Raw genomic sequence first — 26,602 nt, forward strand, 5'->3', positions numbered from 1 at the left:
GCGCCGCGCCGGGCCGCCTAAAGGCCACCGATACTGATGCCCCGCAGCGGAGGCGCCGGCAAGGGTGCGACTGTTCTGTCGGCGATCTTCGGTCCGCGAACCGCGAGCGGCGTCGTCACCGGCGCGGTGCCGGCCAGCAGAGTCGGATCGGCCACCTGCACGGACCGGACGGTCAGTTCGACTTCGTGGGTGCTCCGATGGATGTTGTGGTTGCCGACGGTCACCCCGTCGGTGCGGAAGATGTCCAGTACGTTCCCCGGTGCCGGGAACTTCAGGTGCTGGTCGACGGTCCGGTCGAGGTCGATCGGCAGGCCGTTCACCGACCGGCCGACGTGCTGGCGGAACGTGGCCAGCGCTCCGGCGTCGCCGGTGGCGGGACAGAGGTAGTCGGCCAGATGCCGGGCGAGGTCGTTGTCGTGCCGCAGCAGGGCGGAAACCTGTGGACTGTCCGTGACGGTGTAGTGGAAATTGTTGCGTTGGGTGTTGTGGTCGCCGACCTGTACGCCTTGGACATTGAAGGACAACAGGCTTTCCAGGATGCCCGGCGGCCGGCTCTGGGCGGACAATGTCAACGGCTGAGCCTTCACGCTCCATCGCTGGTCCACATTCTGGAGGGCGCCGACCAGGCCCTGTCGCCGGTCACTGTTGCCGGGATCGGCCAGCAGGGCGCTCATGGCGCTCTTGACCGCCGTGTTGCGCAGCACGTCGTCGAAGTTCATGGCGAGGTCCGGGCCGCGTACCAGGAAGCGGTTGACCTGGACGTTGTGGCTTCCGATCTGCACCCCGCGGGTGTCGTGCAGCTGGATGGCCGACTCGAGACCGGCCCGCAACTCCTGGCCGGGCGTGGGGATCTCGGCGGCGGCGGGGACCGGTGGCCCGGCGCCGCGGGTCAGGGCGAGATCGTCCAACGTCCGGCGCAGCAACGGTGCGATCCCGGGCGCGACCGGTTCGAAGGGGTTCCGGTCCAGTCGTCCGCCGACCGGAGCGAGAACGCCGCCCACCGCCGTGAACTGCAGCGACGCACCGGCGACATCGCATACCGGGCCTGTTCGGGCCAGCACCTCGCGCAACCCGTTCTCATCGAGTCGGTGCAGCTCGACCGGGTACGGCGTGGCGGGCAGGGTGACCTTCGGCATGGGCAGTCCCCACAGCAGCTTCTGCCAGTCCGCGGTGGAACGTGCGGTGATTTTCAGGGTCGCGGCCGGGAGCTCGCCCATCGGCCCCGACCTCCAGTATTCGTCGAGAACACCGTGCTCCGGCGTCGAAGGCATCCTTCGGTGCAGCAGCATGTGCCCGGCGGCGTCATCGGGCAGCCAGGAGAACCGGATCGATATCTCTGTGGTCATGTCGTCTCCCGGGAGCGGGGCACGTACTGTTCCTCGATGCGGGGCGTTCCGTCGTCCCGGAGAGCCCGGATGCTGGTGATGACGAGGCTCGCGACGTCGTCGCGGAACGCCTCCGCCGCCCGCCCCGCCGCAACGGCCCGGCCGTCGGCCGTGGCCGCCTGTCCCTCAGCCGCGGTGATGCGGTTGACGAGGTCTGTTTCCAGATCGTCGAGTCGCCGGTCGAGGTCGGTCCGCGCTTCGGTGACCTGTGTCGCCGCGTTCTGCTGAGCCTCCTCGATCGCGTGGCGGCTGCGCCGCCAGACGATCGCGCTCGCGAGCGCGGCGAGCAGCGCTACGGCCAAGGCGATCCAGGGCAGATCGCCGTTGGAACGCGTGGTCTGCGGACCGGCCACCACCACCGTGGACACCGGAGCCGTCGGAGCCGGCGAGACCCGGGTGAGTCGTTGCAACTCCAGCCCGGCCGCGTCGTCGCTGCGATCGACGGCCAGCGCCGCCTTGAACGAGGCCGTTGCCGCTGCTGTCTTTCCGGCTCGGGCGGCCACCCGGCCCTTCGCCACGTACGTACCCGCGCTCGCCCGGAGCGTCCCGACCCGGGCGAGGCCGTCCTTGCCGCAGTCTCCTTCGTCGGCCTCCTGCGCGGCCGCATAGGCGTCCGCGGCTCCCACCAGTTCGGCGGCGCCGACCAGGCCGTCTGCGTAGTCGCACAGGGGAGTGGCCCGTGAGCACGATGCCAGCGCCGGCAGCAGGATGACCAGCAGAGCCCCGTGGAGTAACCGCCGGCGACACCTCATGCCGCCTCCAAAATCAACCCAGAGTGACCTTAACGGGACCTAGAGTCTACGTTGTGCCGCGGCCCGACAGCTCGAGGAGGTCGCGGGCGCCCTGCCGGAGCAGGGCCGCGGCCTCCGAGGTCCCCAGGGTGATCGGATCGGTCGCCCATTCGTGCACGTCCAGCACGGTCTTGCCGTCGAGGCTGAGCACCCCTGGCTCGCCGGCCGAGGCGCCCGTCGCGCTCCGTGCGGGCCGGTGCCGCGATCGGGGAGTGGCAGGTGCCCTGCAGGAGACCGCGAGCAGCCCGGGCGTCGGCGGCGAGGCCGCACGACCCCGGCGGCGATCCGGAAGTTTCCTGGGAGGTCTGCCGCCGGGGCCGGTCCGACCGGCGGATCTCTCAGAGTTCTCCCAGAAGCTCTGCGAAAGCGGTCAGCCGGGTCGGCGAGCATCGCCGCCATGACGATGATCGAGGTACGCGGGCTGACCAAGAGGTACGGGCCCGACACCGTGGTGGACGACCTGTCGTTCACCGTCGAGGCCGGGCAGGTCACCGGTTTCCTCGGGCCGAACGGCGCCGGGAAGACCACCACCATGCGCATGATCGTGGGCCTGGCCGCGCCCGACCGGGGTTCCGTCACGGTCCACGGCCGCCGCTACGCCGACTTCCCGGTGCCGCTGACCGAGGTCGGCGCCCTGCTCGACGCCGGCGCTGTGCACGGCGGGCGCAAGGCGTACGACCATCTGCTCGCCCTGGCGGCCAGCAACGGCCTGCCCCGGCGCCGGGTCGGTGAGGTGCTCGACCTGACCGGGATGCGGGCCGCGGCGGGCAAGCGGGCCGGTGACTTCTCGCTCGGCATGCGGCAGCGGCTCGGTATCGCGGCGGCCCTGCTGGGCGACCCCCGGGTGCTGATCTTCGACGAGCCGGTGAACGGGCTCGACCCGGAGGGCATCCGCTGGGTCCGCGAGCTCATGCGCTCGCTGGCCGCGGAGGGCCGCGCCGTGCTGGTCTCCAGCCATCTGATGAGCGAGATGGCCCGGACCGCGGATCATCTGGTCGTGGTCGGCCGGGGACGGCTCATCGCCGACACGTCGGTGAGTGAGCTCATGAACGCCGCCGGGGGCGGCACGGTGCAGGTGCGGGCCGGCGATCCGGATGCCCTCGCGCTGCGGTTGTCGGCGGCGGGCGCGACCGTACGGGAAGGGCTCGAGTCGACTCTCGTGGTCTCCGGCATGAGCGCCGAGGACGTCGGCAAGCTGGCCGCGTACCACGGGATCGTCCTCAGTGAGCTGACCCCGCAGCGGGCGTCGCTGGAGGACGCCTTCATGGCCCTGACCAAGGACAGCGTCGAGTACCAGGGGGTGCCCGCGTGAGCCGCGCCCTGCTGGCCGAGTGGATCAAGATCCGCAGCCTGCGCTCCACCTGGTACACGCTGGCCTGCCTCTTCGTCGTCGGGCTGGGTATCACCGCCCTGTCCTCGAACTCGGCCCGGGAGGCGTACGCGGACGCCGGCGCCGCCTGGGATCCGACGGCGCACAGCCTGACCACGTACATCGTCGCCCAGCTGATCATCGGGGTGCTCGGCATCCTGGTCGTCACCTCGGAGTTCGCCACCGGCCTGATCCGGACGACATTGACGGTAACGCCCCGGCGGCACCGGGTGCTGGCGGCCAAGGTGGTGATCGCCGCGGCGGTCGCCGTGGTGGCCGGCCAGGTGCTGATGGTCGCCGCGTTCCTGATCGGACAGCCGCTGATCGACCGTCAGGGTGTGCCGAACGCCGGCCTCGGCGATCCGGGCGTGCTGCCGGCCGTGCTCGCCGGCGGTCTCTACCTCACCCTGATCGCGCTGCTGTCCGTCGGGCTCGGCACGATCATGCGGGCCACCGCGGGCGCGCTCGCCACCCTGGTGGGCATCATCTTCCTGGTGCCCGCCCTGGCCGGCATCTTCCCGTCCTGGATGAGCGGCCTGTTCGACTTCTGGCCGACGATCGGCGGGGCGGCCGCTCTCGCGACGGTCCCGGACGCCGACTTCCCGCACCCGTGGTGGAACCTGGCCGGTCTGGGCCTCGGGGTCGCCGGTGTGCTGGCGGCCGCGTTCGTCGTCCTGCGGCGCCGAGACGTGTGATGACGGCCCGGGACATCGGCCGGGGTCTGGCCGCGGCGGCCGCCGCACTGCTCGCCATGGCCGGCACCGCGGCGGCCGGCCTGCTCCTGCTGGACGCCGACCGAGGCGGCCCGCTCGGGCGACTGACCGCGGCGGTCGTCGCGATGGCGGCCGGTGGAGCGGCCGACGTCGGAGTGACCCCGTCCGGTGGCCTCCCGATCACCGTGCAGGGCCGGATCGAGGTGCTGCCGCTCGGCGTCTCCGTGGTGGGCGCGGTCGTCCTCGGGACGCTGCTGCTGGGCCGGGGCCGTTCCGGGCTGCTGGTCCGCGGCGCGTCCGCGGCGGCCGCCTGCACGGCCGGCCTCGGCGCGGTGGCCGCGGCGGCGCACGGAACGCTGACGCTGCCGTCCGGCAGCGCCCGGGCAGCCGGCGGGGGAGTGGGGGCGTGCGCTTCGGGCACCCGTACGCCGTTCGCCGGCGCCTCCGTCGACAAGCTGGAAGCCGGCTTCTCCGCCGCCGTCGGACCCACCGTGGCCGGCGCGGCGGTGGGGGCGCTGGCCGTGGCCGGGCTGTGCTGGCTGGCCGTCCGGTTCCCGGCTGCCGGGGCAACGCTGCGCGCCGCGCGGTGGCCGGCTGCCGGGGCGGGCATCGTGGGTGTGCTCGGGGCGTGGGCGGTCGGCGGCCCGGCCCTGGCCGGCGGGGTGCTGCTCGCGCTGCCGCTGGTGGTGGGCGGCGCACTGCTGCTCGGGCTGGGTGTGCCGTGGGCGTTCAGCTCGGGCGGCATGCTCTCGTGCGTCGTGGACGGCGGTTGGTCGCCGCCCGGGCGCGGTGCCCTCGGGGTCCTGTCCGGTGCTGTGCTGCTCGCCTGCGCTGTCGCGGTCGCTGCGCGTACCGGTGCAGACCGGGCCGGTGGCCCGCTGCGCCGGGCGGCCGGGCTCGCGGTGCGTTTCGCCCCGGTGGTCGCTGCCGTGCTGGTTGTTCTGACCCTGCTGTCCCGGGTGTCGGTGGAGCTGGGCGTGCAGGCGTTCATCATCGCTGTCCCGGTTCTCGACCTGCGGCTGGCCGCGAGCCCGTGGGTGGCGCCGGCGGTCGGGCTGGGCGCCGGGGCCGTCGCCGGCTTCGCCGCGAGCCTGCTGGTTGACGCCGCCCGGAGCCGGACCTCCGTAGGCTGGCGGGCATGACTGCCCGGGAAGAGGCTGAGCGGCTGCTCGTGGTGGACGACGAGGCCACCGTCCGGGAACTGCTCGCCGCGACACTGCGGTTCGCGGGCTTCCGGGTGACCTCGGCGGCCACCGCGGCCGACGCGATCGCCTCGGCCACCGCGGACCCGCCCGACCTGGTGCTGCTCGACGTGATGCTGCCCGACATGGACGGCTTCGAAGTGGTCCGGCAACTGCGCGAGCACCGTACGCCGGTGCTCTTCCTCACCGCGCGCGACCGGCAGGCCGACAAGATCACCGGGCTGTCGCTCGGCGCCGACGACTACGTGACGAAGCCGTTCGACCTGGAGGAGCTGATCGCCCGCATCCGGGCCGTCCTGCGCCGCACCGCCGGACACCACGACGGGATCCTGACCGTCGGCCCGCTGGCCCTGGACACCGAGGGGCACCAGGTGACCCGGCACGGCCGGCCGGTACGGGTGTCCGCCACCGAGTTCCGGCTGCTGCGCCACCTCATGGAGAACGCCGGGCGGGTGGTGTCCAAGGCGCAGATCCTCGACCGGGTGTGGCACTACGACTTCGGCGGCGACGCCAGCATCGTGGACACGTACATCTCGTACCTGCGGCGCAAGGTCGACGGCGAGGAACCGAAGCTGATCCACACCGTGCACGGCGTGGGTTACGTGATGAGGGAGCCGCGCCCGTGAGTCTGCGCGTACGGCTGCTGCTGCTCACCACGGCCCTGCTGCTGACCGGGCTGGCCCTGGTCGGCACGGTCGTCTCCGACCGCCTGGAGCACTACCAGGTCAACCGGCTGGACAGCCAGCTGGGCTCACTCACCGCCCTGATCTCGCGCCTGCCGGTCAGCGGGCCGCGTGATCCGGCCACCACGGGAGCCCGGGCCGACCTGCTCGACCCGGCCCTCGACCTGGTCGGGGCGCCCTACCTGGTCTACCTGGACGCGAGCGGCGCGGTCGCCGACGGCCTGCACACCTCCCGGCTGAGCACCGCGAGCCTGCCGCCGCCGGCCGAGCTGCGGACGGTGCCCACCGACGGTGCCGCGGTCTTCCTGCCCGCCGCCGACGACTCGGGCCGCTGGCGGGCCGTCGCCCGCCGGACCACCGGCTGGAACGGGACGGTGATCGCCGCGGCGCCGATGACCGCGGCCGACGCCACCGTGGCCCAGTTGCGCACGACCTCCCTGATCAGCGGGATCGTGCTGCTGGTGGCGCTGACGGCGGTGGGCTGGTTCGCGCTCGGCCGGGGGCTGCGTCCGCTGCGCCGCATCGAGCACACCGCGGCCGCGATCGCCGCCGGCGACCTGAGCCGGCGCGTGCCCGCCCTCGCCGCGCCGGGCACCGAGATCGGCCACCTCGCGGCGTCGCTCAACCTGATGCTCGGCCAGCTCGAACGGGCCTTCGCCGACCGGGCCGCCTCCGAGGCCCGGATGCGCACGTTCGTCTCCGACGTCAGCCACGAGCTGCGGACCCCGCTGTTCGTCATCAAGGGCTCGACCGACCTGCACCGGATGGGGGCGCTGGCCGCCCCGGCCGACGTCGACGCGGCCCTGCGCCGCATCGACAGCGAGGCGACCCGGCTCACCCGGCTCACCGAGGACCTGCTGCTGCTCGCCGAGCTGGACGACGCGCCCGAGGCCCAGCTCGACCGCGCCCCGATGGACCTGCGGACGGTGGCCACCGACGCCCGGCACGACCTGCACGCCCTGGACGCGACCCGGCCGGTCGAGCTGACCGGCCCCGGCGGGACCGGTCCGCCCGGTCCGGCCCCGGTCGACGCCGATGAGGCCCGGCTCCGGCAGGTGGTCACCAACCTGGTCGGCAACGCGGTCGCGCACACCCCGGCGGGCACCGGCGTACGCATCGGGGTGGGCACGGTCGACGGCCGCGCCGTGCTGGAGATCGCCGACCGCGGCCCGGGGATGACGGCCGAGCAGGCCGGCCTGGTCTTCGACCGCTTCTACCGCACCGACCGTTCGCGGAACCGCCTGGGCGGCGCCAACGCCGGGCTCGGACTGTCGATCGCGCGTTCGCTGGCCCGGGCCCACGGCGGCGACGTCGAGCTGGAGACGTCGCCCGGCTCGGGCGCCTGTTTCCGGCTCACACTGCCTCTGCTCGACGCGGCCTGAGCGCTGGGCTCGCCCGGCTTTTGTAACGTGTCGGCGTGAGCAGAGCCCGCACGTGGTGGCCGATCGTCTGCTGCCTGGTGGCGGCGGTGGCGCTGCTGTACGCGGTGGTCCTGCCGGGTGGCTACCTGACCTGGTTGTGGGTCGCCATGATCCTGTGGCTGGTGGCCGCCGTGGGCTGGCTGACGTCGCCGGCCGGCCGGTCCTGGCCGGTCCGGTTGATCCTGCCGGCGGTGTCCGTCGTGACGATGGTGGTGGCCTGCTCGGGCGTGGCCGGCCGGGTGCTGTTCGCCTGGCACCGTCCGGGTCTGGCGCAGCTGTCGGCGTCGCCGCTCGGGGCAAGCCATGGCCTGTACCGTTTCTCGGCCGTGTGGAGCCATGGCGGCTGCGTCACGTACGTGACCGAGGACAGCGGCATGTCGCCCTTCGCCGGTCTGGTGCGATGCTCACCCGGCGTGCGGCCGTCGCCGCGCCTGGGCGACACCGCCCGCGACGCCGTGTTCGAGCCGCTCGGCGACGACTGGTACGCCTTCAGCGTCCCGCGTTCCGGCTCACCGGTCTGGGGGTTCAACCCGTTCGCGGTCGGAGCTACCACCGAGGCTTGACGGCAGCGACGACCGCCTCGGCGATCAGGTCGACCAGGCCCGCGGCGACGAGGGCGGGCCCGGCTCAGTGCGCGACGACCGGCTGTGCCGAGCCGGGTCGGCCGGGCCCAGACGCACCGGTACGTCAGGCCGCGTTGACCGGTGGCGCGCGGACCGTCGCACCGCAACGGGCCGTTACAGTGCGACGATGGCCGACGACCCGCGGGTGATGAACAGGCGCGAGCGGTTGCGGGTGCAGACCCTGCAGGAGATCGAGGACACCTCGTTCGCGATCATCGACGCGGACGGCGTTCACGCGTTGTCGATCGCCGCCCTGGCCCGCGGCATGGCGATGTCCGCCCCGGCGGTGTACCGCTACTTCCCGTCGCGGGACGCGCTGCTGACGCACCTGATGACCCGGTCGTACGAGCAACTCGCCGCGGCGATGCTCGAGGCGGCCGGGGGTGGGCGGCGGACCCCGCGGGTGCGGGTGCGGCTGATCGTCGCCGCGTACCGGGACTGGGCGCTGCGCCATCGGCGCCGGTACGGGATGCTCTTCGGCCGGCGGATCGCCGGCGTGCCCGGCGACGCCGGGCCGCACACCCCGCTGGACCAGCCGATGGCCCTGCTGGTCGGGCTGCTCGAAGCGATCGCGGACACCGCGCCGGCCGCCGGCGGCAGCGGCGACCGCACGCTGGACGGGCAGTTGCGGCAGTGGGCCCGGGCGCGGGAGCTGCCGGGCACCACCCCGCGGGCCGCGCGGGCGGCCATCGTCATCTGGACGCGGGTGCACGGGATCGTGAGCCTGGAACTCACCGGCCTGTTCGACAACAACGCCGTCGACGTGCAGCGCCTGATCGACCAGGAGGTCGACAACGCCGTCCGGTCCCTGGCGTCACCGACCCCCTGATGCGGACCGCTCAGGTGGGCGGGCTGTCGACGTAGTCACCGCGCGTGTCCGGCGTCGAGCTCGCCCCGTGGTCGCTGCGGGACCGAAACTTTCGGCAACGGCCGATCCTCAGGCGGACGACATAACGGACGGATTGCGAGCCGTCGCCTGATCTCCGCGCTCTCTCATCAGTGGGTTGAACTGCGTAAATACGCGACGGGTGGCTTTTTGTCCGAGTTCGTAATTCCGGTGTGTTTCCGGAAGTTGTTGACTTCGCGCGGACCATCCATCGATACTTCAGCCGTCAATCGATAGATGGACATGAACCCCGCCTGGTCGCCCCGCCAGGCTTCCCCCGAGGAGGACGTCCGCGATGCAAGTAGCTCCCGTGCAACCGAAGGGCCGCCGGCGCGGCCTGGTCAGAACGCTGTTCGGAGTCGGCTGCGCCATGGCGATCGCCCTCGCCGGCACCGCGATGGCGGTCGACGCCAGCGCCGAGGCCAACCGGACCGTCACGTCGAACACCACCGGCAGCCACAACGGCTACTTCTTCTCGTTCTGGAAGGACAGCGGCAACGTCTCCATGACGCTGGGGCCGGACGGCAACTACACCTCCCAGTGGAGCAACGTCAACAACTGGGTCGGTGGCAAGGGCTGGGCGACCGGTGCCCGGCGCACGATCAACTACTCCGGCTCGTTCAACGTCAACGGCAACGGCTACCTGGCGCTCTACGGCTGGACCCGCAACCCGCTGGTCGAGTACTACGTGGTCGAGAACTTCGGCAACTACAACCCGAGCACCGGCGCGACCCGGCTGGGCACGGTGACCTCGGACGGCGGCACCTACGACGTCTACCGCACCCAGCGGGTCAACAAGCCGTCGATCGAGGGCGACAGCTCCACGTTCTACCAGTACTGGAGCGTGCGCCAGCAGCACCGCAGCAGCGGCACCATCACCACCGGCAACCACTTCGACGCCTGGACCCGTTCCGGCCTGCAGCTCGGCTCGCACGACTACCAGATCATCGCGACCGAGGGCTACCAGAGCAGCGGCAGCTCGAACATCACCGTGAGCAGCGGTGGCACCACGGTCCCGAACCCGGGCCAGACGACCACCCCGCCGCCCGGTGGTAGTGGTGGCTGCACCGCCGCGGTGACCGCCGGTGACTCGTGGTCCGACCGCTACAACCTCAACGTCGCGGTCAGCGGCTCCAGCAACTGGACCGTGACGATGAACGTCGTGGCCCCGCAGAAGGTCATGTCGACCTGGAACATCTCCGCGAGCTATCCCAGCGCCCAGACCCTGGTCGCCAAGCCGAACGGCAGCGGCAACAACTTCGGCGTGACGATCCAGAAGAACGGCAGTACCACCTGGCCGAGCGTCTCGTGCCAGGCCGGCTGACCCGGTCAGCCGAATCCGAGAGGAGGAACGCGCCGCATGCAAACCCCATCACGTCGGTGGAGAAGGTCGCTGACCGGTCTGACGGTCGCCGCCCTGGCCGCCTTCGGCCTCGTCGCCACCACGGTCACCGCCACGCCGTCCCAGGCGGCCACCTGTAACGGCTACGTCGGACTGACCTTCGACGACGGCCCGTCGGGCAACACCCAGGCCCTGCTGAACGCGCTGCGCCAGAACGGCCTGCGGGCCACCATGTTCAACCAGGGCAACTATGCCTCGCAGAACCCGGGGCTGGTCCGGGCCCAGGTCGACGCGGGCATGTGGGTCGGCAACCACAGCTACTCCCACGCCCACCTGACGCAGGGCAGCCAGGCCAGCATGGACTCGGAGATCAGCCGTACGCAGACGGCGATCGCCAACGCCGGCGGTGGCACGCCCAAGCTGTTCCGCCCGCCGTACGGTGAGACCAACCAGACCCTGCGCTCGGTCGAGCAGAAGTACGGCCTGACCGAGATCATCTGGGACGTCGACTCGCAGGACTGGAACAACGCCAGCACCGACGCCATCGTGGCGGCCAACGCCCGGCTCACCAACGGCCAGATCATCCTGATGCACGACTGGCCGGCCAACACCCTGGCCGCCATCCCGCGTATCGCCCAGGGTCTGGCCAGCCGCAACCTGTGCGCCGGCATGATCTCCCCGTCGACCGGCCGGGCGGTCGCCCCGACCGGCTCCTCCAACCCGACGACGCCGAACCCGAACCCGACGACGACGCCACCGCCGCAGGGCGGCGGCAGCTGCACCGCCACGTTGTCGGCCGGTCAGAGCTGGAACGACCGGTACAACCTGAACGTCGCCGTCAGCGGCTCGAACACGTGGACCGTGACGATGAACATCCCGGCTCCGGAGAGGGTCCTCTCCACCTGGAACATCAACGCGAGCTACCCGAGCGCGCAACAACTCGTCGCCCAGCCCAACGGCAGCGGCAACAACTTCGGCGTGACGATTCAGAAGAACGGCAGCACCACCTGGCCGACAGTCTCCTGTCGAGTGGGCTGAACCGGATGGTGGCGCGGCAGCCGCGGCTGCCGCGCCACCGATCGGCCGGCAATCCGCGCGCACGCCCGGTGGCTGACCTCACGGCGGCCGGCCGCCGTGAGGTCAGCGCACGTCGACGTAGGTGACCTCGACGGCGTTGTTGCCGTAGCCGAGGCGGTTCCACGGCGGCACCTCGGGTTGCACGTCGCCCGAGGCGTCGGTGGCGCGGGCCCGCAGGCTGTGCCGACCGGGCGTGGCTTGCCACTCGTAGCTCCAGTCCTGCCACTGGTACGGGCCCTTCGCCGGCTCGACCACCGCGGGGCTCCACCCGCTCTCGCCGGTGAAACTCACGCCGACCTCGGTGATCGCTCCACTGCCGGACCAGGCCTTGCCGCGGATCGTACGGGTGCCGGCCGGGACCGTGGCGGAGTCCGCCGGGTCGGTGATGCGGGCCCGCACCCGCATCAGCGTGACCGGCTCGAACGGCTTGTCGGGCCACTGGTAGACGTAGTGGCCGGTCTGGAACTCGCCGGCGAAGGGCTCGGTGATCACGTCGAGCCGCCGGAGCCATTTCACCGAGGCGACCGCGTACCAGTGCGGCACCACCAGGCGGAACGGGTAGCCGTGATCGGCTTCGAGCGGCCGGCCGTTCATCTCGTAGGCGATCAGGATCCCGGCGCCCGGGTCGCTCGCCGGGGCCAGCGACATCGAGCGGACGAAGGTGATGTCGGCGTCGTCCTGCTCGAGAATCGAACTGAGGTGGTACTTGCCGTGGTCGGCGCCCTCGCAGCGGAGCTCGACGCCGTCGGCGGCGGGTCGTGCGCGGGCGAGCACGTCGGCCAGGCGGGCGCCCTTCCACCGCGCGGTCGACACCGCGTAACCGCCCCAGGGTTCCCCGGTCGGCAGTGGTCGCATGTCGAGACGGCCGTTTCCGGCGCATTCGAGAGTGACAGCCTGCTCCACGGCGGGCAGATCCCGCAGGTCGTCGAGGGAGAGTTCCAGCGGGTTCGCCACCGCGCCGCCCACCCGCAGGACGCCGTCGTGCTCCGGTAGGGCGAAGTTGCTGCGTACGTAGTGCAGTTCGGTCGGCGTGGTCTCCGTGCGCAGGCCGGCCGGCGGGGCCTCGGCGTTGAACGGCTCCTCTTTGATCATTCGCAGGGCGGCGCGGTTGCGGGCGACGGCATCGGTGACAGTCATGGCGGGCGCTCCTCGGATTCAGCGGAGATCAGTAGTCGGGATCCTGGAAATGCGGATCACGGTCGTCGTTGAACGCGCCGATGCCCTCGACCCGGTCCGGGTGGACCGCCGAGCGCCAATGGGCCTCCATCATGATCGCGATGGCCTGCTCGATCGGTTGGCCCTCACCCATCCGGACGGCCCGTTTGACCGCCTGCACCGCGGTGGGGGAGTTGCTGGCGATCCTGTCGGCGATGCGGTGGGCCGCCGGCATCAGCTCGTCGGCGGACAGCACCTCGTTGACCATGCCCAGCCGGTACGCCTCCTGGGCGTCGATCGGGTCACCGGTCATCAGCATCTGCAGGGCCCGCCCCGGCGGAAGGACCCGGGGCAGCAGCGCGGGCGACCCGCCACCGGCCGCCAGCCCGATCATCGTCTCCGGCTGGCCGAAGGTGGCGTGCTCGGCCGCGATGATGAAATCGGTGCTCTGGGCGATCTCGCAGCCGCCGCCGTACGCGATGCCGTTGACCGCGGCGAAGATCGGCTTGCGCAGTTGGCGCAGGGTGTAGAGGGTCCGGTCGAAGTCCTGCCGCTGGCGCAGCCACTGCTCCTTGGTCATGGACTTGCGCTGCCGCAGGTCGCTGCCGACGGAGAAGGCGCGGGTGCCGGCGCCGGTGAGGATCACCACCCGGACCGCCGGGCGGACCGCGATGGTCTCCAACACCTCGGTCAGCCGGGCACCCATCTCGGTGGTGATCGCGTTGTCGGCCTGCGGGCGATGCAGAGTGATCACCGCGACCGCGCCGTCACCCGGACAGTCCAGCAGCACCGATCGGCGCGGGTCGGCGTCGTCCGGGGCCGGCGGCCCGAAATCCAGCATCTTCCAGCGTTCCGTGCCGGTCGCGTGTGTCATGCCGTCTCCTTGCGAGCTCAGGTGGTGAGGTCGGCCAGCCAGCGCAGACCGCGCAGCCCGGGGGCGAAGCAGTACTCCCCGCCCCGGGTGATGACGAACGGTGGCACGTCCGGCAGGCGCCGGCGGACCGGCCGTCGCGGAACGGTGAAGGTGCCGGTGCCGGTGCGCGGCCCGACGAGGGGATCGCTCTCTCCCGGCGCCCCGATGAAGATTCCGTCGTTGAGCCACTGGGTCTTGACGAACTCGAACTGCCGGTCCAGGTGCGCCCCGGCGAAGACGAAGATGATGCCCCGGTCGGCGCCGTCGTCGTCGAGCACGCCGTCCGGCAGGATCGGGCCGTAACTCGTGCCGCGGCGGATCATCCGGTGCAGGCGCACATCGACGGTGTTCTCGTGGTCCAGGGCGTCGCGGGGGTTGGCCCGGCGGGCATGGGCGCCGGCCGGGCACCTGAACCCGCGCGGGTCATCGCCGTACCGGAAGTCGTTGTTGCGTTCCGGATCTTTCCCGAGCTCCGGATCGTCGCGCTCCGGCGCCACCGCGAGCGGCGCGCCGCTCGGCCAGCGCCCCACCATCTTCGCCCCGAGCAGGGCCTCCTCCCGCCGGTCGGCCGCCTTCTCGCGCAGGTAGCGGCGGTAGGCGGCGACCCGGGTGTGCAGCTTGCGGAACACGATGTAGGTGCCGTTGCGGCCGAGCACGTCCGGGGCCGGCATGGGCGCCGGTACGCCGGTCTCGTCCGGGTAGCCGAGGATGAACTCGCCGGCGCTGATCGGGGGTTCGGCGGGATGCGGGAGCGGCGCCGTCACGCCCGCCACCGCCGGTTGCCCGATCCCGTCCTTGAATCCGAACGAGGTGCGGCCGGTCGGCAGCTGGTAGCAGTCCTGGCGCCAGATCACCGCGATGCCCGGTAACTCGTGCTGGGCCCGGCGTGCCTGGTCGGCCACCTGGTCGAGGCCGGCGCGGTCCGGCGCGAGGACGGCGAGCGCGATGTGCACGTCGCCGCCGCCGAGCGGTTCATCCCAGTTCTCGGGTGCGCTCTCGCCGACGTCACCGAGGAGCGCCGCGCGGGCGGCCATCCCCTGGCGGAACTCGGGCGAGAAGCTGTCCAGCGACTGCTGTGGCACGCCGAGCGCCTTCAGGCCCTGGTAGGTGAAGGCCACCGTCAGCCAGGCCGCCGGGGTGCTCGCGGCGACCGAGCGGGCCGGCGACAGCAGCGGGATCACCCGGCGGACGAAATCGCGTCCGCCCTGCCGGTCGTCGATCCGCAACAGCACATAGGTGCCGACGTACGGCGACGGCCGCTCGTGCAGCGCGCCGGCCTGGATGTCGTCGAGGTCGAGGGGGCCGGCGTCAGTCATGGCCGGCCGTGGTGGTGTGCGGGCGGCCGCGGAGGCTCCGGGTTCGCCTCGGCGAGATACGGGAAAGTCCGCGTGGCCGGCCGGGTGGACCGGTCGACGCCGTCCCGAATCACCGGACCGTGGCCGGCGTTGATCAGGAAGGTGAGGAAGGTGTCCATCATGTCGTCATTGAGCGCCCGCCCGCCGCAGGTCAGGTGCTCGGACCCGGCCAGCGCGGCCCGCTCGATCTCCAGGAAGGTGCCGTTCTCGGGATACGGCTTCCCGACGTCGACGACGAGATGATCCGCGAGCACCAGATCCACCAGCGGATGATCGCCCCGCGCGTCCGCCGGCCAGTCCACCCGGCCGTCGAGGGAGTCCCAGAAGGCCAGGTTCGCGTTGAGCCGGGCCCGGTACGCCCCGAGATAGCCGTCGGCCAGGTGGAACGCGTCCTCCATGTTGTACAGATCACGGATCTCCAGGTCCCGGTTGACCTGGTCGAACTGTTTCGGGCCGAGCAGCAGGTTCTTCACCTCCGGCCGTCCGGTCCGCTCGATCCGGACGTTGTGCCGGCCCCTGGTCAGGGTCTCCGCGATGACCCCGACCAGCTCGACCCGCTCGCCGAACACCTGCGCGCAGTCGACCTCGATCACGATGCCGAGCACGTTCTTGCCGTCCAGGAAGATCGCTGACGGGTCGGTGAACGCCAGCCGGCCGGTCGCGACGGTCTTCAGCGCCGCCGGGGCGTCCAGGATGAACGGGTCCCAGCGGGGGCCGGCGAACACGCGCACCCCGCCGCCCTTGCCGCCGCCCGGATCGTCCACCGGGAAGGGGATCCGCTCACCGGCGGGCGTTCGGCAGGAGCCGGTCTGCGCTCCGCCGGCCTCGGCCGGGTCGGAGAAGACGCAGTCGAAGACGAACTCCTCCGTACCGGTGTCGTAGCGCCGGGAACCGACCGGATCGTCGCGCAACGTCAGCGGCCGCAGCCGGAACCGGTAGATCAGCCCGTCGGAGAAGCGCCCGTCCGGCCGGGCGAACGGCAGGGTGTTGACCACCAGGACGAGGTGTCCCGGGTTCTCCGGGCTGGGGAACGCGTAGACGTCGGTGATGTCGGCGATCGGCTCGGCCAGCGCGCGCGGCCCCGAGATGTGGTCGGACATGATCAGTCGGCCGCCTCGGCGAGCAGCGGCGCGAGCGCCGGCGCCTGGAGCGCCTCGGCCGCCGCCGGGCCGTCGAGAACCTGCTGGAAGGCCCGGTTCACCCGCTCCGCCTTGCGGATCTCCTTGACCGTCCTGCCGTAGTTGCGGGCATACGCGCTGGCGGTCACCTGGGCGCTCAGGATGAACTTGCGGACCGACTCCAGGTCCGGCAGGCCCGTGTAGCCCTCCAGGTGCTGGAAGATCTCGGCGAACAGCTTCAACGGTTTCGACGCGAAGTCGACCATGTACGACTCCCACGGTCCGTCGAAGCTGGTCGCGAAGAGCAGCCGGGTATCGTCGTCGAACAGCACGAACCGGGCCTCGTGGATCACCGCGATCGGCAGGTCGTAGTCACCGGGCCGGTAGCCCGGCGACGCCTGCAGCGCCTTCAGCGCCGCGCGCAGGGCCGGACCGCGCCCGGTCCGGACATGGAAGAACAGGGAGAACTCACTGGTCGGACCGACCTGGAGACCTGGGCCGGGCGATACTTGGGCTGCCATCGGCGTGTCGCCTTCCTGCGAGCGGAGCCCCAGTATCGAACCGGCGGATAACCGCTCACCTCACCCGTGTGGGGTGAGTGCCGGGCCCTGCACACCTGTTGCGACATCGTCGAGCTCGCTCTCGCCGGCCGCGATGAGAGCGTCCAGTCGCTCGGCCTCCTGCCGGAGGTGAGCCGCGGTCGCCGCCTGCCACACGTAACCTCCGTTGCCGTGGTGCCGGACCCGTGGCCACCCGTCGCCGGGACGTCGCAGGTCCACGGGCGGGTCGGGTAGCCAGCAGTCGGCGTACTCCACCGCCGGCGTGGTGGCCGCGCTGCCGCCCGCCTTGCGGAACAGCTCCCGGCCGACCGGGTCGGTGTGCCGGTAGAAGTTCACCCACCGGCGCCCGCCGGGGACCTCGGCGCACTCCTTCACCAGGCAGTCGTTGATGTAGGCCGGGAACCACCGCATGTACAGGTGGGCCAGCGGATTGCCGTAGGTCACGACGGACAGCCGGGAACGCTGCTCCGGCGGAAGATCGGTGAGCTGGGCGAGCGTCGCCACGGTCAGCACCGCGCCCTGGCTGTGACCGCACAGCACGACGGCATGCCCCGCCTTCAGCAGGTGGCGTACCCGTAGCACCAGGTCGGGAACCGCCCGCTGGGCATAGCTCGGCGGGGCCAGCGGGTGGAAGCCGCGCGGCCAGAACGTGGTGATGTCCCAGGCGACGCCGACCGTCCGCCGGGTGCTGTTGCTGCGGATCGCCCGGCGCAGCACGAGCACCCCGGCCACCGGAATGAGGGTGAGCACGGTGGTGGCGAAACCCTCGTTGAGCGGCCACCAGTCCGGCAGCGCCGGCGTCTGCAGGGTCACCCGCGGTACGCCCTGCCGGACCGCCCACCCGACCAGGGCCAGGCAGACCAGAAAGGTGACACCGGCGGCGGCCCGCAGCGGCCGGGGTCTCGACGCGTCGCCGGCCGCGGCGAAGGCACAGAGCCCGGCGCAGAACAGCGCCACCGCCATCGCCAGCGTGAGGGCCGCCCCCAGCTTCTCGCCCCGCCATTCCGGGAAGACCCAGATCGCGTACAGGATCAGGCTCAGCGTGCTGAACACGACCGCGGCCACGACCAGGAACTCCAGCCAGCGGGCCCCGCCGGCGAACCACATCCAGGTGCGTACCGACCGCAGCCAGCCCGCATCGCGGCCCTTGCCCTCGGCGAGGTGCTTCGCCCCGGGCAGCGAGTGGCGCCGCCAATGCGCGAACTCGGCCGCGAGCGCCCGTCCGGGATGCCGGCGCCGGTGCCACAGCGACGCGCCGGCGACCAGGCCCACCAGCACCACGATCAGGCCCGCGCCGATGACGTTGAGCTGGGCGGAAGCGGTGTACGACCCGGGATAGGACATGACGTCGGCGGCCGCGCCGGCGGTCGGCCGCGCCTCGCCGCTCAACCAGCGCGCCACCCACACCACGAAGCCGGACCACACGGACAGGGTCAGCACCACGGCGACCACCAGGGCGATGACCGGCGCGGGGAACGCCGCCGGACGGGCCCAGCTCGCCGTGCGGACCTGGTGCCGGGCGACGACGGCGACGACACCGTGCAGAAAGCCGAGCACGTAGATCAGCAGGAGCACCGAGTCGAGGAACATGACGATCCCCGGCATGACGCCCGGATCGCTCTGCTCGCGAGCCGGCTGCAGCCACGCCACGAGGGCGGCCACCAGGAGCAGAGCGCCGGCCGTGGCGAAGGCGAGGCGGGGACGCCGGAAGACCCGGCGGCACAGCCAGGCCCAGCCGGCACTGATCGTCGACAGCACCAGCAGGGCCACGACCACGAGGGACAACAGGTCCGTGACGGCCGGGAACCGGTCGCCCTCGCGGGCGACCCGCAGCAACAGGTACGCGATGACCAGCAGCGCCGAGGCCAGGTGCAGCCGGCGGGTCGACTCGTTGTAGGTGTGCCGGGTCCAGAACCGCGGACTGGTCAGCGTGATCCGGGCCGGCAGCCCGGCCCGGGGACGGACGATGCCCGGGTCGTCGCCGTGCTCGTCGTACCGCTGTTTGCTGACCGAGCTCAGCCGCCACAGCCCGCCGACGAGGACCAGCGGGACCAGCGCCGCCACCGCGACCGCCCGGAACGGATGCCCGGCCAGGCCGATCTTCTCCCAGGCCGTGACGGCCCGGCAGGACACCTGGACGCACTGCCAGCCGGCCAGGTCCATCGCGATCTGCGCGGCGAAGAGCAGATAGAGCCAGGTGACGCCCAGCCCGATGACCCGGACCAGGCTCTGCTGCAGCACGACGAGCCAGCCGACGCGCACCTCGCCCCGCTCGGCGCCCGCCCCGCTGCGCCGGCCCAGCGCCATCCAGCCGGCCAGATTGACCAGCGCGAACGGCAGCAACATGAGCCACAGGGCGCTGCTGAGCGCCTGGGAGGTCAGGCCGCCCCACGAGTACACCTCCCGGTGCCACCGGGGCCGGCCGTCGATCAGCTGGTCGCGCCCGCGCCAGAAGCCGGCCACCTGGTCACCGGACACCTGCCGGGCCGCCGGGTCGTCCAGCATGGCCGTCGGTGAGCCGCCGCCGACCCCGTGCACCCGGATCTCGGTGACGCCGTGCTCGTCGAGGGTGCACGGCCAGTCGAGATCACCGTCGGGCACGGGCACGGCCGGTCCCGGGACGTCCAGGTGCTCCTGCGTTCGGGTCATGGCGTCGCACCTCGGAATCGGAGGGGTGAGCCGTTCCTACGCCGCCGGGCGTCCGCCGTCCACGCATCTGACGGGAACGAGTCAGCACGCGGGAATCCGCACCGCGTGTCCTGTCGGATCGGTGCCGGCGTGTTCGTGGAGAGGGTGAGACTGCCGATCAAGGAGGAACTGACATGACTGCTGTCTACACCTGGGACGTGTTCTCCACCCTCGACGGCTACGGCTCGTACGCCGAGGGGGCGGACTGGGGCGGCTACTGGAGCAAGCAGGGCCCCGAGCTGCTCGCGCACCGGGCCGCCCAGTTCGGCACCGAGCAGCGGATGGTCTTCGGGGCCACCACGTTCCGGGAGAACGCGGAGATCATGTCCTCGGGCATCGATCCCCACTCGCTCGACGAGTGGAACGTCCGCACCATGCGCATGCCGGCCACGGTGATCTCGTCGACGTTGCGGGACACCCTGGGCTGGCCGGACGCGACCATCGTCAGCGGGGACGCGGTGGAGATCGTCACCCGGCTCAAGCAGGAGTCGGAGGTGCCGCTGCGCTCGCAGGCCAGCCTGTCGCTGAACTGGGCCCTGCTGGCCGCCGGCCTGGTCGACCGCATCCAGGTGACGATCTTCCCGGTCATCTCCGGCCGGACCGGGACCAGCCCGATCCTCGGTGGGGCGGGGGACTTCGACCTCGAGCTGCTGGAGAGCCGGACCCTCGACGGCCACACCCAGGAACTGGTCTACCGGCCCACCGCCCACTGACGGCGTCCCCCGCGCCCGCTGCGGCGCGGTCACGGACGAGCACGAAAACGTGCCCTCCGAGCCCTTCCCGAGCTGCGCCATCGGCCGGGCCCGCCGCTTCCGGCCCCGAGCGACTACCTTGTCTCGCATGCGTCTGGCACCACCGGTACCCCCGCGGTCACCGACCACTGTGCGGTTCGCGTCCGCGCTGTTGTTCGGTGTCGCGGGGCTCTCCCTGCTGTCCGCGGTCGTCGAGCTGGTCTTCGTCAACACGGACCTGAGCGTCTACAAGGACGCCTACACCGGCGACACCGGGTCCGGGCTCGGCAGCATCGTCAGCGCGACACTCGACATCTTCTTCGTCGGCGGGGCCGCCCTGCTGGCCGTGCTCAACGGCGACGGCCGCAAGAACGCCCGGGTCACCACGTACGTGCTCGGCGGGATCTTCCTGGTGTGCGGCGGGCTCGGCAACCTGTCGGACCCCATCCACGCGCCGTCCGGCTCCGCGGGCGAGGGGACGGCCGCGCGGTTCATGCCGGCCGCGTACGGCATCAGCGCCGGCCTGCTCGACGCGCTGACCGTCCTGGCCGCGCTGGGGGCGCTGGTGCTGCTCGCCCTGCCGCCGTCCAACCGCTTCTTCGAGACCGTCCAGCGCAACCGGTACGTGCTGGTCATGGCGCCCCCACCGCACTTCGGCCAGGACACGCCGAGCGGGGGCACACCGCAGCCGTTCGGCGTTCCCGCGCAGCGTGACCTGCCACCGCACACCGGCAGCATCCCGGCGAGCGACCCCTGGGCCCAGCCGGACGGCCACTGACAGCCGATCGTCCCGGCCGCCGGCACGGTCGGTGTGACTCCGCCGGATCTGCGCCGGACCAGCGGTCAGGGCTCGGTAGGATCGGCCGCATGGCTGGCAGGGGGATCCGGTGGCGCTGACCGACGAGGCGATCACGCGGATCCGTGGGCTGATCCAGTCGGGGGAGTTGCCTCCGGGCGCCCGGCTGCCCACCGAGCAGCAGTTGTCGCAGGAGATGGGCCTGTCCCGCAGCGGCGTCCGGGAGGCCGTCAAGGTTCTCGAGGCGGCCCGCGTGCTCGACGTGCGCCGCGGCGACGGCACCTATGTGACGAGTCTGGCGCCGCGGCTGCTGCTGGAGGGTCTGGGCGTCGCCGTCGAGCTGCTTCGCGACGACACCCTGCTGGAGGTCATGGAGGTGCGGCGGATGCTGGAGCCGGTGGCCACCGGCATCGCCGCGCTGCGGATCACCGACGCCGACGTGGCCCGGCTGGGCGGGATCCTCGAGGACATGCGGGGGGCGGCGGAGGACGCCGAGCAGCTCATCCGGTACGACGCCGCGTTCCACCGGACGGTCATCGCGGTCACCGGCAACGAGACGCTGACCTCGCTGCTCGACGGGCTCTCCGGGCAGACGCTGCGGGCGCGGGTGTGGCGGGGGCTGATCGAGGGTGGCTCCGCGCACGTCACCCTCAACGAGCACGAGGCGATCTACCGCGCACTCCGGGACCGGGACCAGTTGCTGGCCCAGGCGAGCGCGCTGATCCACGTGAACACGTCGGAGTCGTGGCTGCGTACGGTATTGGCGGCCGCACCGCGGCAGCAGCTGTAGCGTGACGGTCAGGTCTGGGCCTTGCCGCCGGTGATCCGGGAGACGACCAGCGCGACCAGGATGACCGCACCGTTGAGGAAGTTGGTCCACTGGGCCGGCACGCCGCCCAGCGTCAGCACGTTGATGATCATGAAGAGCAGCAGCACGCCGGTGAAGGCCCCGAAGACGGTTCCCTTGCCGCCGTTGAGGCTGACGCCGCCGATGACGGCCGCGGCGAAGACCTGGAAGATCGCCCCGTCGCCCTGCGCCGCGGTGACCGACGCGAGCCGTCCGCTGATCAGCAGGCCCGCGAGGGCGGCCAGCGTGCCGGCGATGATCAGGGTCAGCCAGACGACCCGGTCCGTCCGGATGCCGGCCGCGCGGGCGGCGTCGACGTTGCCGCCGATCGCGTACAGCGAACGCCCGGCGCGGGTGTAGCCGAGGACCACGACGGCCACGGCGAACAGGGCCAGGGTGATCCAGATCGACGCCGGCACGCCCAGCCAGGACGTGGAGCCGAGGTAGGTCATCGACGCCGGCAGGGCGAAGAAGGTCTTGCCGCCGGAGATGCCGGTGAGCAGGCCGCGCAGGACGATGAGCATGCCGAGCGTGACGATGAAGCCGTTGAGCCCGAAGCGCACGATCAGCAGGCCGTTGAAGGCGCCGATCAGCGCGCCGGTCAGCAGCACCAGCGGGACGGCGAGGGCGCCCGGCAGGGCGTGCACGCCGAGGCCGTGGGTCACCGCCGGGTCGACGATCAGCCAGGCCGCGACGCCCGGCGCCAGCCCGAAGGTCGACTCCAGCGACAGGTCCATCTTCCCGGCCAGCAGCACCAGGGTCTCGGCCAGCACGACGATGGCGATCTCGGACATGCTCTGCAGCACGTTGATGATGTTGTCCGGTTGCAGGAACACCGGGCTGACGATGAAACCCACGATGGCGACCGCGATGATGGCCGGCACCAGCGCGAGGTCGCGCAGCCGGGCCAGGGCGAGGGTACGGCGGGTGGCCGGCGGTGCCGGGGCGGCCGGGGGAGCGGTGGTGCCGGAGAGCGTGTCAGACATGGTCGAGATCGACCCCTTCCATGGCGGCTACCAGGTCGTTGTCGCGCCAGCCGGACGGCATGTCCCGCACGATCCGGCCCCGGACCATGACCAGGACCCGGTCGCAGACGCGCAGATCGTCGAGTTCGTCGGAGACGACCAGCACGGCGGTGCCGCGCCGGCGTACCTGCTCGACCACGCCGAGCAGGGTCTGCTTGGATCGCACGTCCACGCCGGCGGTCGGCGTGATGAGGACCAGCAGCCGGGGGTCGCCGGCCAGGGCCCGGCCCATGACCACCTTCTGCTGGTTGCCTCCGGAGAGGTCGGACACGGGCACCTGCGGGCCGGACGCCTTGATGGCCAGGTCGGTGATGAACCGGCCGGCGAAGGCATCGCGGCGGGCCGACGAGATGAGACCGCGCCGGCCGACCCGCTCGGGCACGGTCATGGTGATGTTCTCGGCGACGGACAGCAGCGGCACCAGGCCCTGCCGGTGCCGGTCCTGCGGGACGAGGCCCACGCCGGCCGCGAGTGCGTCCGGCACGCTGCCCCGCCGCAGCGTACGGCCGTCGACGGTGACCGTGCCGGCGGCCGGCCGGGCCAGGCCGACCAGGGCCTCGGCCACCTCGAACTTGCCGCTGCCGCCCCCGCCGGCCAGCCCGATCACCTCACCCGCGCGGGCCTGGAACGACGCCTCGGCGCCGGACGCCGTCACCAGGTCGCGGACGACGACGCGGACCTCGGCATCGGCGGCCGGCGGCCGCCGATGGGTGTCGCCGGCCAGGCTCACGTCCTCACCGGTCATCGCCGCCACCAGGGCGGTGCGGTCGAGCTCGGCCACCTCGGTGGTGAGGATGTGCCGGGCGTCGCGGAAGACGGTCACCACGTCGCAGATCTCGTAGATCTCCTGCAGGTGGTGGCTGATGAACAGGAAGGTGACGCCCTGCGCGCGCAGGGCCTCGATGCGGGCGAAGAGCCGGGTGATGCCGGTGCCGTCGAGCTGGGCGGTCGGCTCGTCGAGGATGATGAAGCGGGCGCCGAACGACAGCGCGCGGGCGATCTCCACGAACTGCCGCTGCTCGACGGTCAGGGCGGACGCCGGCTGGTCCACGTCCACGTCGACCGACCAGGTCGCCAGCAGCTCGCGCGCGGAGCGGCGCAGCGCACCCCAGCGGATGAGCCCTCCGGCGCCGCGGTCGTGCCGGTTCAGGAACAGGTTCTCGGCGACGGTGAGGGTCGGGATGATCGTCGACTTCTGGTAGACGCAGGCCACCTGCCGGCGCCACGCGTCCCGGTCACCGAGCGGCGGGGCGGGCCGTCCGCCGAACGTGATCCGGCCGGTGTCCGGCGCCTGCAGCCCGGTCAGCATGGCGACCATCGTCGACTTCCCGGCCCCGTTGCGACCGACCAGGGCGTGCGTCTCGCCGGCCCGGACCGTGATGGCAGCCTGGTCGAGCGCCACTGTGGACCCGTAGCGTTTGCTGATGTCGGCGGCCTCGACGACCGGCGCCGCGGCTGTCATGAGGCTCCCCACAGCGACTTGTCGTCGTACTTCGCCGTCTTCTCACCGCCGATCGTCGCGCCGTCCGCGGTGACCAGCGGCGCGGAGAGCTGATCCTCGAGCAGGCCGTCGCGCACCTTGATGATGGTGCTGTCGTGGTCGGTCGGCCCGGGCTGAAAGGTCTTGCCGTCGATGGCCGCCTTGGCGTAGAAGAGCCCGTACTTGGCGTACAGGTCGGCGGGCTGGCTGACCGTCGCGTCGATGAGGCCGGCCTTGATGTCCTTGAGCTCCTCCGGAATCCCGTCGTTGGAGACGATGAAGACGTGCTTGGGGTCGGTCGGGGGCACCAGCAGGCCCTTCTGCTTGAGCACCTGCTTGGTGCCGGAGAGCGCGAACGACGACTGCATGTAGACGCCCTTGACGTCGGGGTCGGACGCCAGCCGCGTCTGCAGCTTGGACGCCGCGACGTCGCCCTTCCAGTCGGTCACCTCGCCGAAGACCTTGATACCGGGGAAGTCCTTGCTCATGCAGTCGTTGAAGGCCTCGGTGCGGTCGCGGCCGTTGATCGACGCGAGGTCACCCTGGAGCATCACGACCTTGCCCTTGCCGCCCAACTTGGCCCCCAGGAACTGGCACGCCTTGGTGCCGTAGGCGCGGTTGTCGGCCCGCACCACCATGGCCACGGATCCGGTGTCGGGCCGGGTGTCGATGGTGACGACCGGGATCTTCTTGGTGGCGAGCTGGTCGAGGCTGGGTGCGATGGCGGCGGTGTCCTGCGGGGCCATCACCACGGCCTTGACGCCCTGGCTGACGAACGTCTGCACGTTCGAGATCAGGGTGGCCACGTCGTTCTGCGAGTTCGTCGTCTTGAGCTCGACGCCCAGGGCCCGGGCGGACTCGGGCACGTACCGGATGTAGGAGTTCCAGAAGTCGGTGTCCGACCTCGGGTAGTCGACGCCGACGATCGGGGCCGTGGCCCCGCCGCCGTCGGCCGCCGGCGAGTCGCGGTTGCAGCCGGCCAGGGCCGGCGCGACGCCGACCGTCGTGACGACCGCCAGACCGAGCAGCATTCTCCGGTTCATCGATGTCCTTCCCTGATGCCTGCTGATGGATCAAGACCGGCCCAGCGGGGGCCGTCGGGATACCGGTACGCCGTCAGGGTCGCCGGCAGCATCTGCGCGCTCATCCCGGCCGTCCGGGGCGCCATGTAGCGGCCGTTCTCGATGCGTACCGGGGCGGTGAAGTGCTCGTGCAGGTGGTCGACGTACTCGATGGCGCGGCCCTCGGCCGTGCCGCTGACCGCGAGGTAATCGAACATGGCCAGGTGCTGCACGAGCTCGCAGAGGCCCACCCCGCCCGCGTGCGGGCAGACGGGGACGCCGAACTTCGCCGCCAGCAGCAGGATCGCCAGGTTCTCGTTGACCCCGCCGACGCGGCAGGCGTCGATCTGGACCACGTCGACGGCGCCGGCCTGCAGCAGCTGTTTGAACATGACGGCGTTGTGCATGTGCTCGCCGGTGGCGACCCGGATCGGCGCCAGCGCGGACCGGATCGCGGCGTGCCCGAGGACGTCGTCCGGCGAGGTCGGTTCCTCGATCCAGTACGGGTCGAACGGCGCCAGCTCCCGCATCCAGCCGATCGCGTCGGACACTCCCCAGACCTGGTTGGCGTCGACCGCGAGGTGCACGTCCGGGCCGACCGCGCGCCGGGCGATGGCCAGCCGCCGGACGTCGTCCTCGAGGTCCGCCCCGACCTTCAGCTTGATCAGCTGGTAGCCGTCGGAGACCGCCTGCTTGCACAGCCGGGCGAGCTTCTCGTCGTCGTAGCCGAGCCAGCCGGGCGTGGTCGTGTACGCCGGGTAGCCCTCGGTCAGCAGGGTCCGTTCGCGCTCGGCCTTGCCGGGGGCGGCGTCGCGCAGGATGGCCAGCGCCTCGTCCTCGGTCAGCGCGTCGCGCAGGTAGCGCCAGTCGATCTGGGCCACGATCTGCTCCGGGGTGAGGGTGGCCAGCAGCCGCCACAACGGCTGACCCGCGCGCCGGGCGGCGAGGTCCCAGACCGCGTTGACCAGGGCGCCGGCGGCCATGTGCACGACCCCCTTCTCCGGTCCCAGCCAGCGGATCTGGCTGTCGCCGATGAGCCGCCGGGCCAGCGCCCCGGGATCGGCCACCAGTTCGTCGACCGGCAGCCCGGTGACCATCGTGGCCAGCGACCGGATGGCGGCGACCTCGATCTCCGTGCCGCGACCGACGGTGAAGACGAACCCGTGGCCCTCGGCGCCGGCCGTGGTGCGCAACACGATGTACGCGGCGGAGTAGTCCGGGAACGGGTTCATGGCGTCGGACCCGTCGCGCTGCCGCGACGTCGGGAACCGGATGTCGAAGGTGTCGACGGACGAGATGCGCTCAGTCACCAGGACTCCTCCGGAGCAGACGGCATACATCTGATGTATTTATAGGCTCCGGGGCACTGCCGTGTCCATAG

Annotated in this window: 25 protein-coding genes; 12 read left to right on the plus strand and 13 right to left on the minus strand. The window is 71.8% G+C overall.

From position 1 onward, the window contains the following. Positions 1-17: 17 nt before the first annotated feature. Genes AB0C12_RS42635 through AB0C12_RS42645 form a run of 3 tightly spaced genes read right to left on the minus strand, consistent with a single transcriptional unit; the run spans position 18 to position 2,327 of the window. On the minus strand, positions 18-1,346 hold the full coding sequence (locus AB0C12_RS42635; protein WP_360556791.1) for a hypothetical protein: 1,329 nt from the start codon (positions 1,344-1,346) through the stop codon (positions 18-20). Continuing rightward, entirely contained in the window at positions 1,343-2,137 is a 795-nt protein-coding gene (locus tag AB0C12_RS42640) for a hypothetical protein (protein WP_360556792.1), read from the minus strand. The genes AB0C12_RS42635 and AB0C12_RS42640 overlap by 4 nt, the downstream gene beginning before the upstream one ends. A 46-nt stretch (positions 2,138-2,183) precedes the next feature. Further along, the gene (locus tag AB0C12_RS42645) at positions 2,184-2,327 is read right to left on the minus strand and encodes a hypothetical protein (protein ID WP_360556794.1); all 144 of its coding nucleotides are present in this window, start codon (positions 2,325-2,327) and stop codon (positions 2,184-2,186) included. A 252-nt stretch (positions 2,328-2,579) separates the two neighbouring features. Here AB0C12_RS42645 and AB0C12_RS42650 point away from each other — a divergent pair, with 252 nt between their 5' ends. The 9 genes from AB0C12_RS42650 (at position 2,580) to AB0C12_RS42690 (ending at position 11,453) form a co-directional block, all read left to right on the plus strand. After that, a complete protein-coding gene (locus AB0C12_RS42650; RefSeq protein ID WP_360556869.1) occupies positions 2,580-3,488 on the plus strand; it encodes an ATP-binding cassette domain-containing protein in 909 nt (302 codons plus the stop codon). Next, positions 3,485-4,240, plus strand: coding sequence for an ABC transporter permease (locus AB0C12_RS42655; protein WP_360556795.1), 756 nt, complete (start codon positions 3,485-3,487; stop codon positions 4,238-4,240). Before AB0C12_RS42650 ends, AB0C12_RS42655 begins: the two co-directional genes overlap by 4 nt. Beyond that, positions 4,240-5,400, plus strand: a complete 1,161-nt coding sequence (locus tag AB0C12_RS42660; protein ID WP_360556796.1) for a streptophobe family protein — start codon at positions 4,240-4,242, stop codon at positions 5,398-5,400. The genes AB0C12_RS42655 and AB0C12_RS42660 overlap by 1 nt, the downstream gene beginning before the upstream one ends. Continuing rightward, positions 5,397-6,086, plus strand: a complete 690-nt coding sequence (locus tag AB0C12_RS42665) for a response regulator transcription factor (RefSeq protein WP_360556798.1) — start codon at positions 5,397-5,399, stop codon at positions 6,084-6,086. Before AB0C12_RS42660 ends, AB0C12_RS42665 begins: the two co-directional genes overlap by 4 nt. Then, positions 6,083-7,525 carry a HAMP domain-containing sensor histidine kinase gene (locus tag AB0C12_RS42670; RefSeq protein ID WP_360556799.1) on the plus strand — a complete coding sequence of 481 codons (1,443 nt, stop codon included), beginning with the start codon at positions 6,083-6,085 and terminating at the stop codon, positions 7,523-7,525. The genes AB0C12_RS42665 and AB0C12_RS42670 overlap by 4 nt, the downstream gene beginning before the upstream one ends. A 35-nt stretch (positions 7,526-7,560) precedes the next feature. Then, the gene (locus tag AB0C12_RS42675; RefSeq protein ID WP_360556801.1) at positions 7,561-8,127 is read left to right on the plus strand and encodes a hypothetical protein; all 567 of its coding nucleotides are present in this window, start codon (positions 7,561-7,563) and stop codon (positions 8,125-8,127) included. A 187-nt stretch (positions 8,128-8,314) separates the two neighbouring features. Then, the gene (locus AB0C12_RS42680; RefSeq protein WP_360556802.1) at positions 8,315-9,016 is read left to right on the plus strand and encodes a TetR/AcrR family transcriptional regulator; all 702 of its coding nucleotides are present in this window, start codon (positions 8,315-8,317) and stop codon (positions 9,014-9,016) included. 427 nt (positions 9,017-9,443) lie between these two features. Further along, positions 9,444-10,397 carry a glycoside hydrolase family 11 protein gene (locus AB0C12_RS42685; protein WP_360556870.1) on the plus strand — a complete coding sequence of 318 codons (954 nt, stop codon included), beginning with the start codon at positions 9,444-9,446 and terminating at the stop codon, positions 10,395-10,397. A gap of 36 nt (positions 10,398-10,433) precedes the next feature. Beyond that, positions 10,434-11,453: a polysaccharide deacetylase family protein gene (locus AB0C12_RS42690; RefSeq protein ID WP_360556804.1), complete on the plus strand. Its 1,020-nt coding sequence runs from the start codon at positions 10,434-10,436 to the stop codon at positions 11,451-11,453. Between the two features lie 102 nt (positions 11,454-11,555). Here the strand turns inward: AB0C12_RS42690 and AB0C12_RS42695 are convergent, their stop codons facing one another. The 6 genes from AB0C12_RS42695 to AB0C12_RS42720 are packed head-to-tail and all read right to left on the minus strand — an operon-like array spanning position 11,556 to position 19,242. Beyond that, on the minus strand, positions 11,556-12,629 hold the full coding sequence (locus tag AB0C12_RS42695) for a sulfite oxidase (protein ID WP_360556805.1): 1,074 nt from the start codon (positions 12,627-12,629) through the stop codon (positions 11,556-11,558). Positions 12,630-12,657: 28 nt separating this feature from the next. Next, entirely contained in the window at positions 12,658-13,521 is an 864-nt protein-coding gene (locus AB0C12_RS42700; protein WP_360556807.1) for an enoyl-CoA hydratase/isomerase family protein, read from the minus strand. A gap of 17 nt (positions 13,522-13,538) precedes the next feature. After that, complete coding sequence (locus AB0C12_RS42705) at positions 13,539-14,876, minus strand: Dyp-type peroxidase (RefSeq protein ID WP_360556808.1); 1,338 nt, start codon at positions 14,874-14,876, stop codon at positions 13,539-13,541. Next, complete coding sequence (locus AB0C12_RS42710) at positions 14,873-16,015, minus strand: DUF4331 family protein (protein ID WP_360556810.1); 1,143 nt, start codon at positions 16,013-16,015, stop codon at positions 14,873-14,875. The genes AB0C12_RS42705 and AB0C12_RS42710 overlap by 4 nt, the downstream gene beginning before the upstream one ends. 2 nt (positions 16,016-16,017) lie before the next feature. Next, complete coding sequence (locus AB0C12_RS42715) at positions 16,018-16,554, minus strand: hypothetical protein (protein ID WP_360556811.1); 537 nt, start codon at positions 16,552-16,554, stop codon at positions 16,018-16,020. 60 nt (positions 16,555-16,614) lie between these two features. After that, positions 16,615-19,242, minus strand: a complete 2,628-nt coding sequence (locus AB0C12_RS42720) for a hypothetical protein (protein WP_360556813.1) — start codon at positions 19,240-19,242, stop codon at positions 16,615-16,617. A gap of 173 nt (positions 19,243-19,415) precedes the next feature. Here AB0C12_RS42720 and AB0C12_RS42725 point away from each other — a divergent pair, with 173 nt between their 5' ends. From AB0C12_RS42725 to AB0C12_RS42735, 3 genes are all read left to right on the plus strand, one after another. Then, positions 19,416-19,994, plus strand: a complete 579-nt coding sequence (locus AB0C12_RS42725) for a dihydrofolate reductase family protein (RefSeq protein ID WP_360556814.1) — start codon at positions 19,416-19,418, stop codon at positions 19,992-19,994. Between the two features lie 127 nt (positions 19,995-20,121). Beyond that, a complete protein-coding gene (locus tag AB0C12_RS42730) occupies positions 20,122-20,790 on the plus strand; it encodes a hypothetical protein (RefSeq protein ID WP_360556815.1) in 669 nt (222 codons plus the stop codon). 109 nt (positions 20,791-20,899) lie between these two features. Then, positions 20,900-21,598, plus strand: a complete 699-nt coding sequence (locus AB0C12_RS42735) for a FadR/GntR family transcriptional regulator (protein WP_360556817.1) — start codon at positions 20,900-20,902, stop codon at positions 21,596-21,598. Between the two features lie 8 nt (positions 21,599-21,606). On the opposite strand, the gene AB0C12_RS42740 is transcribed toward AB0C12_RS42735, so the two are convergent. From AB0C12_RS42740 to AB0C12_RS42755, 4 genes are read right to left on the minus strand one after another with little or no spacing between them, the layout of a single operon-like run. After that, the gene (locus tag AB0C12_RS42740; protein ID WP_360556819.1) at positions 21,607-22,641 is read right to left on the minus strand and encodes an ABC transporter permease; all 1,035 of its coding nucleotides are present in this window, start codon (positions 22,639-22,641) and stop codon (positions 21,607-21,609) included. Beyond that, entirely contained in the window at positions 22,634-24,142 is a 1,509-nt protein-coding gene (locus AB0C12_RS42745; RefSeq protein WP_360556820.1) for a sugar ABC transporter ATP-binding protein, read from the minus strand. Before AB0C12_RS42745 ends, AB0C12_RS42740 begins: the two co-directional genes overlap by 8 nt. Further along, positions 24,139-25,203 carry a sugar ABC transporter substrate-binding protein gene (locus AB0C12_RS42750; protein ID WP_360556822.1) on the minus strand — a complete coding sequence of 355 codons (1,065 nt, stop codon included), beginning with the start codon at positions 25,201-25,203 and terminating at the stop codon, positions 24,139-24,141. Before AB0C12_RS42750 ends, AB0C12_RS42745 begins: the two co-directional genes overlap by 4 nt. Then, positions 25,200-26,561: an enolase C-terminal domain-like protein gene (locus tag AB0C12_RS42755; protein ID WP_360556823.1), complete on the minus strand. Its 1,362-nt coding sequence runs from the start codon at positions 26,559-26,561 to the stop codon at positions 25,200-25,202. The genes AB0C12_RS42750 and AB0C12_RS42755 overlap by 4 nt, the downstream gene beginning before the upstream one ends. Positions 26,562-26,602 lie beyond the last annotated feature (41 nt).

Origin of the sequence: Actinoplanes sp. NPDC048967 (genome assembly GCF_040649415.1) — a bacterium.
In the GTDB taxonomy this organism is placed as follows: domain Bacteria; phylum Actinomycetota; class Actinomycetes; order Mycobacteriales; family Micromonosporaceae; genus Actinoplanes.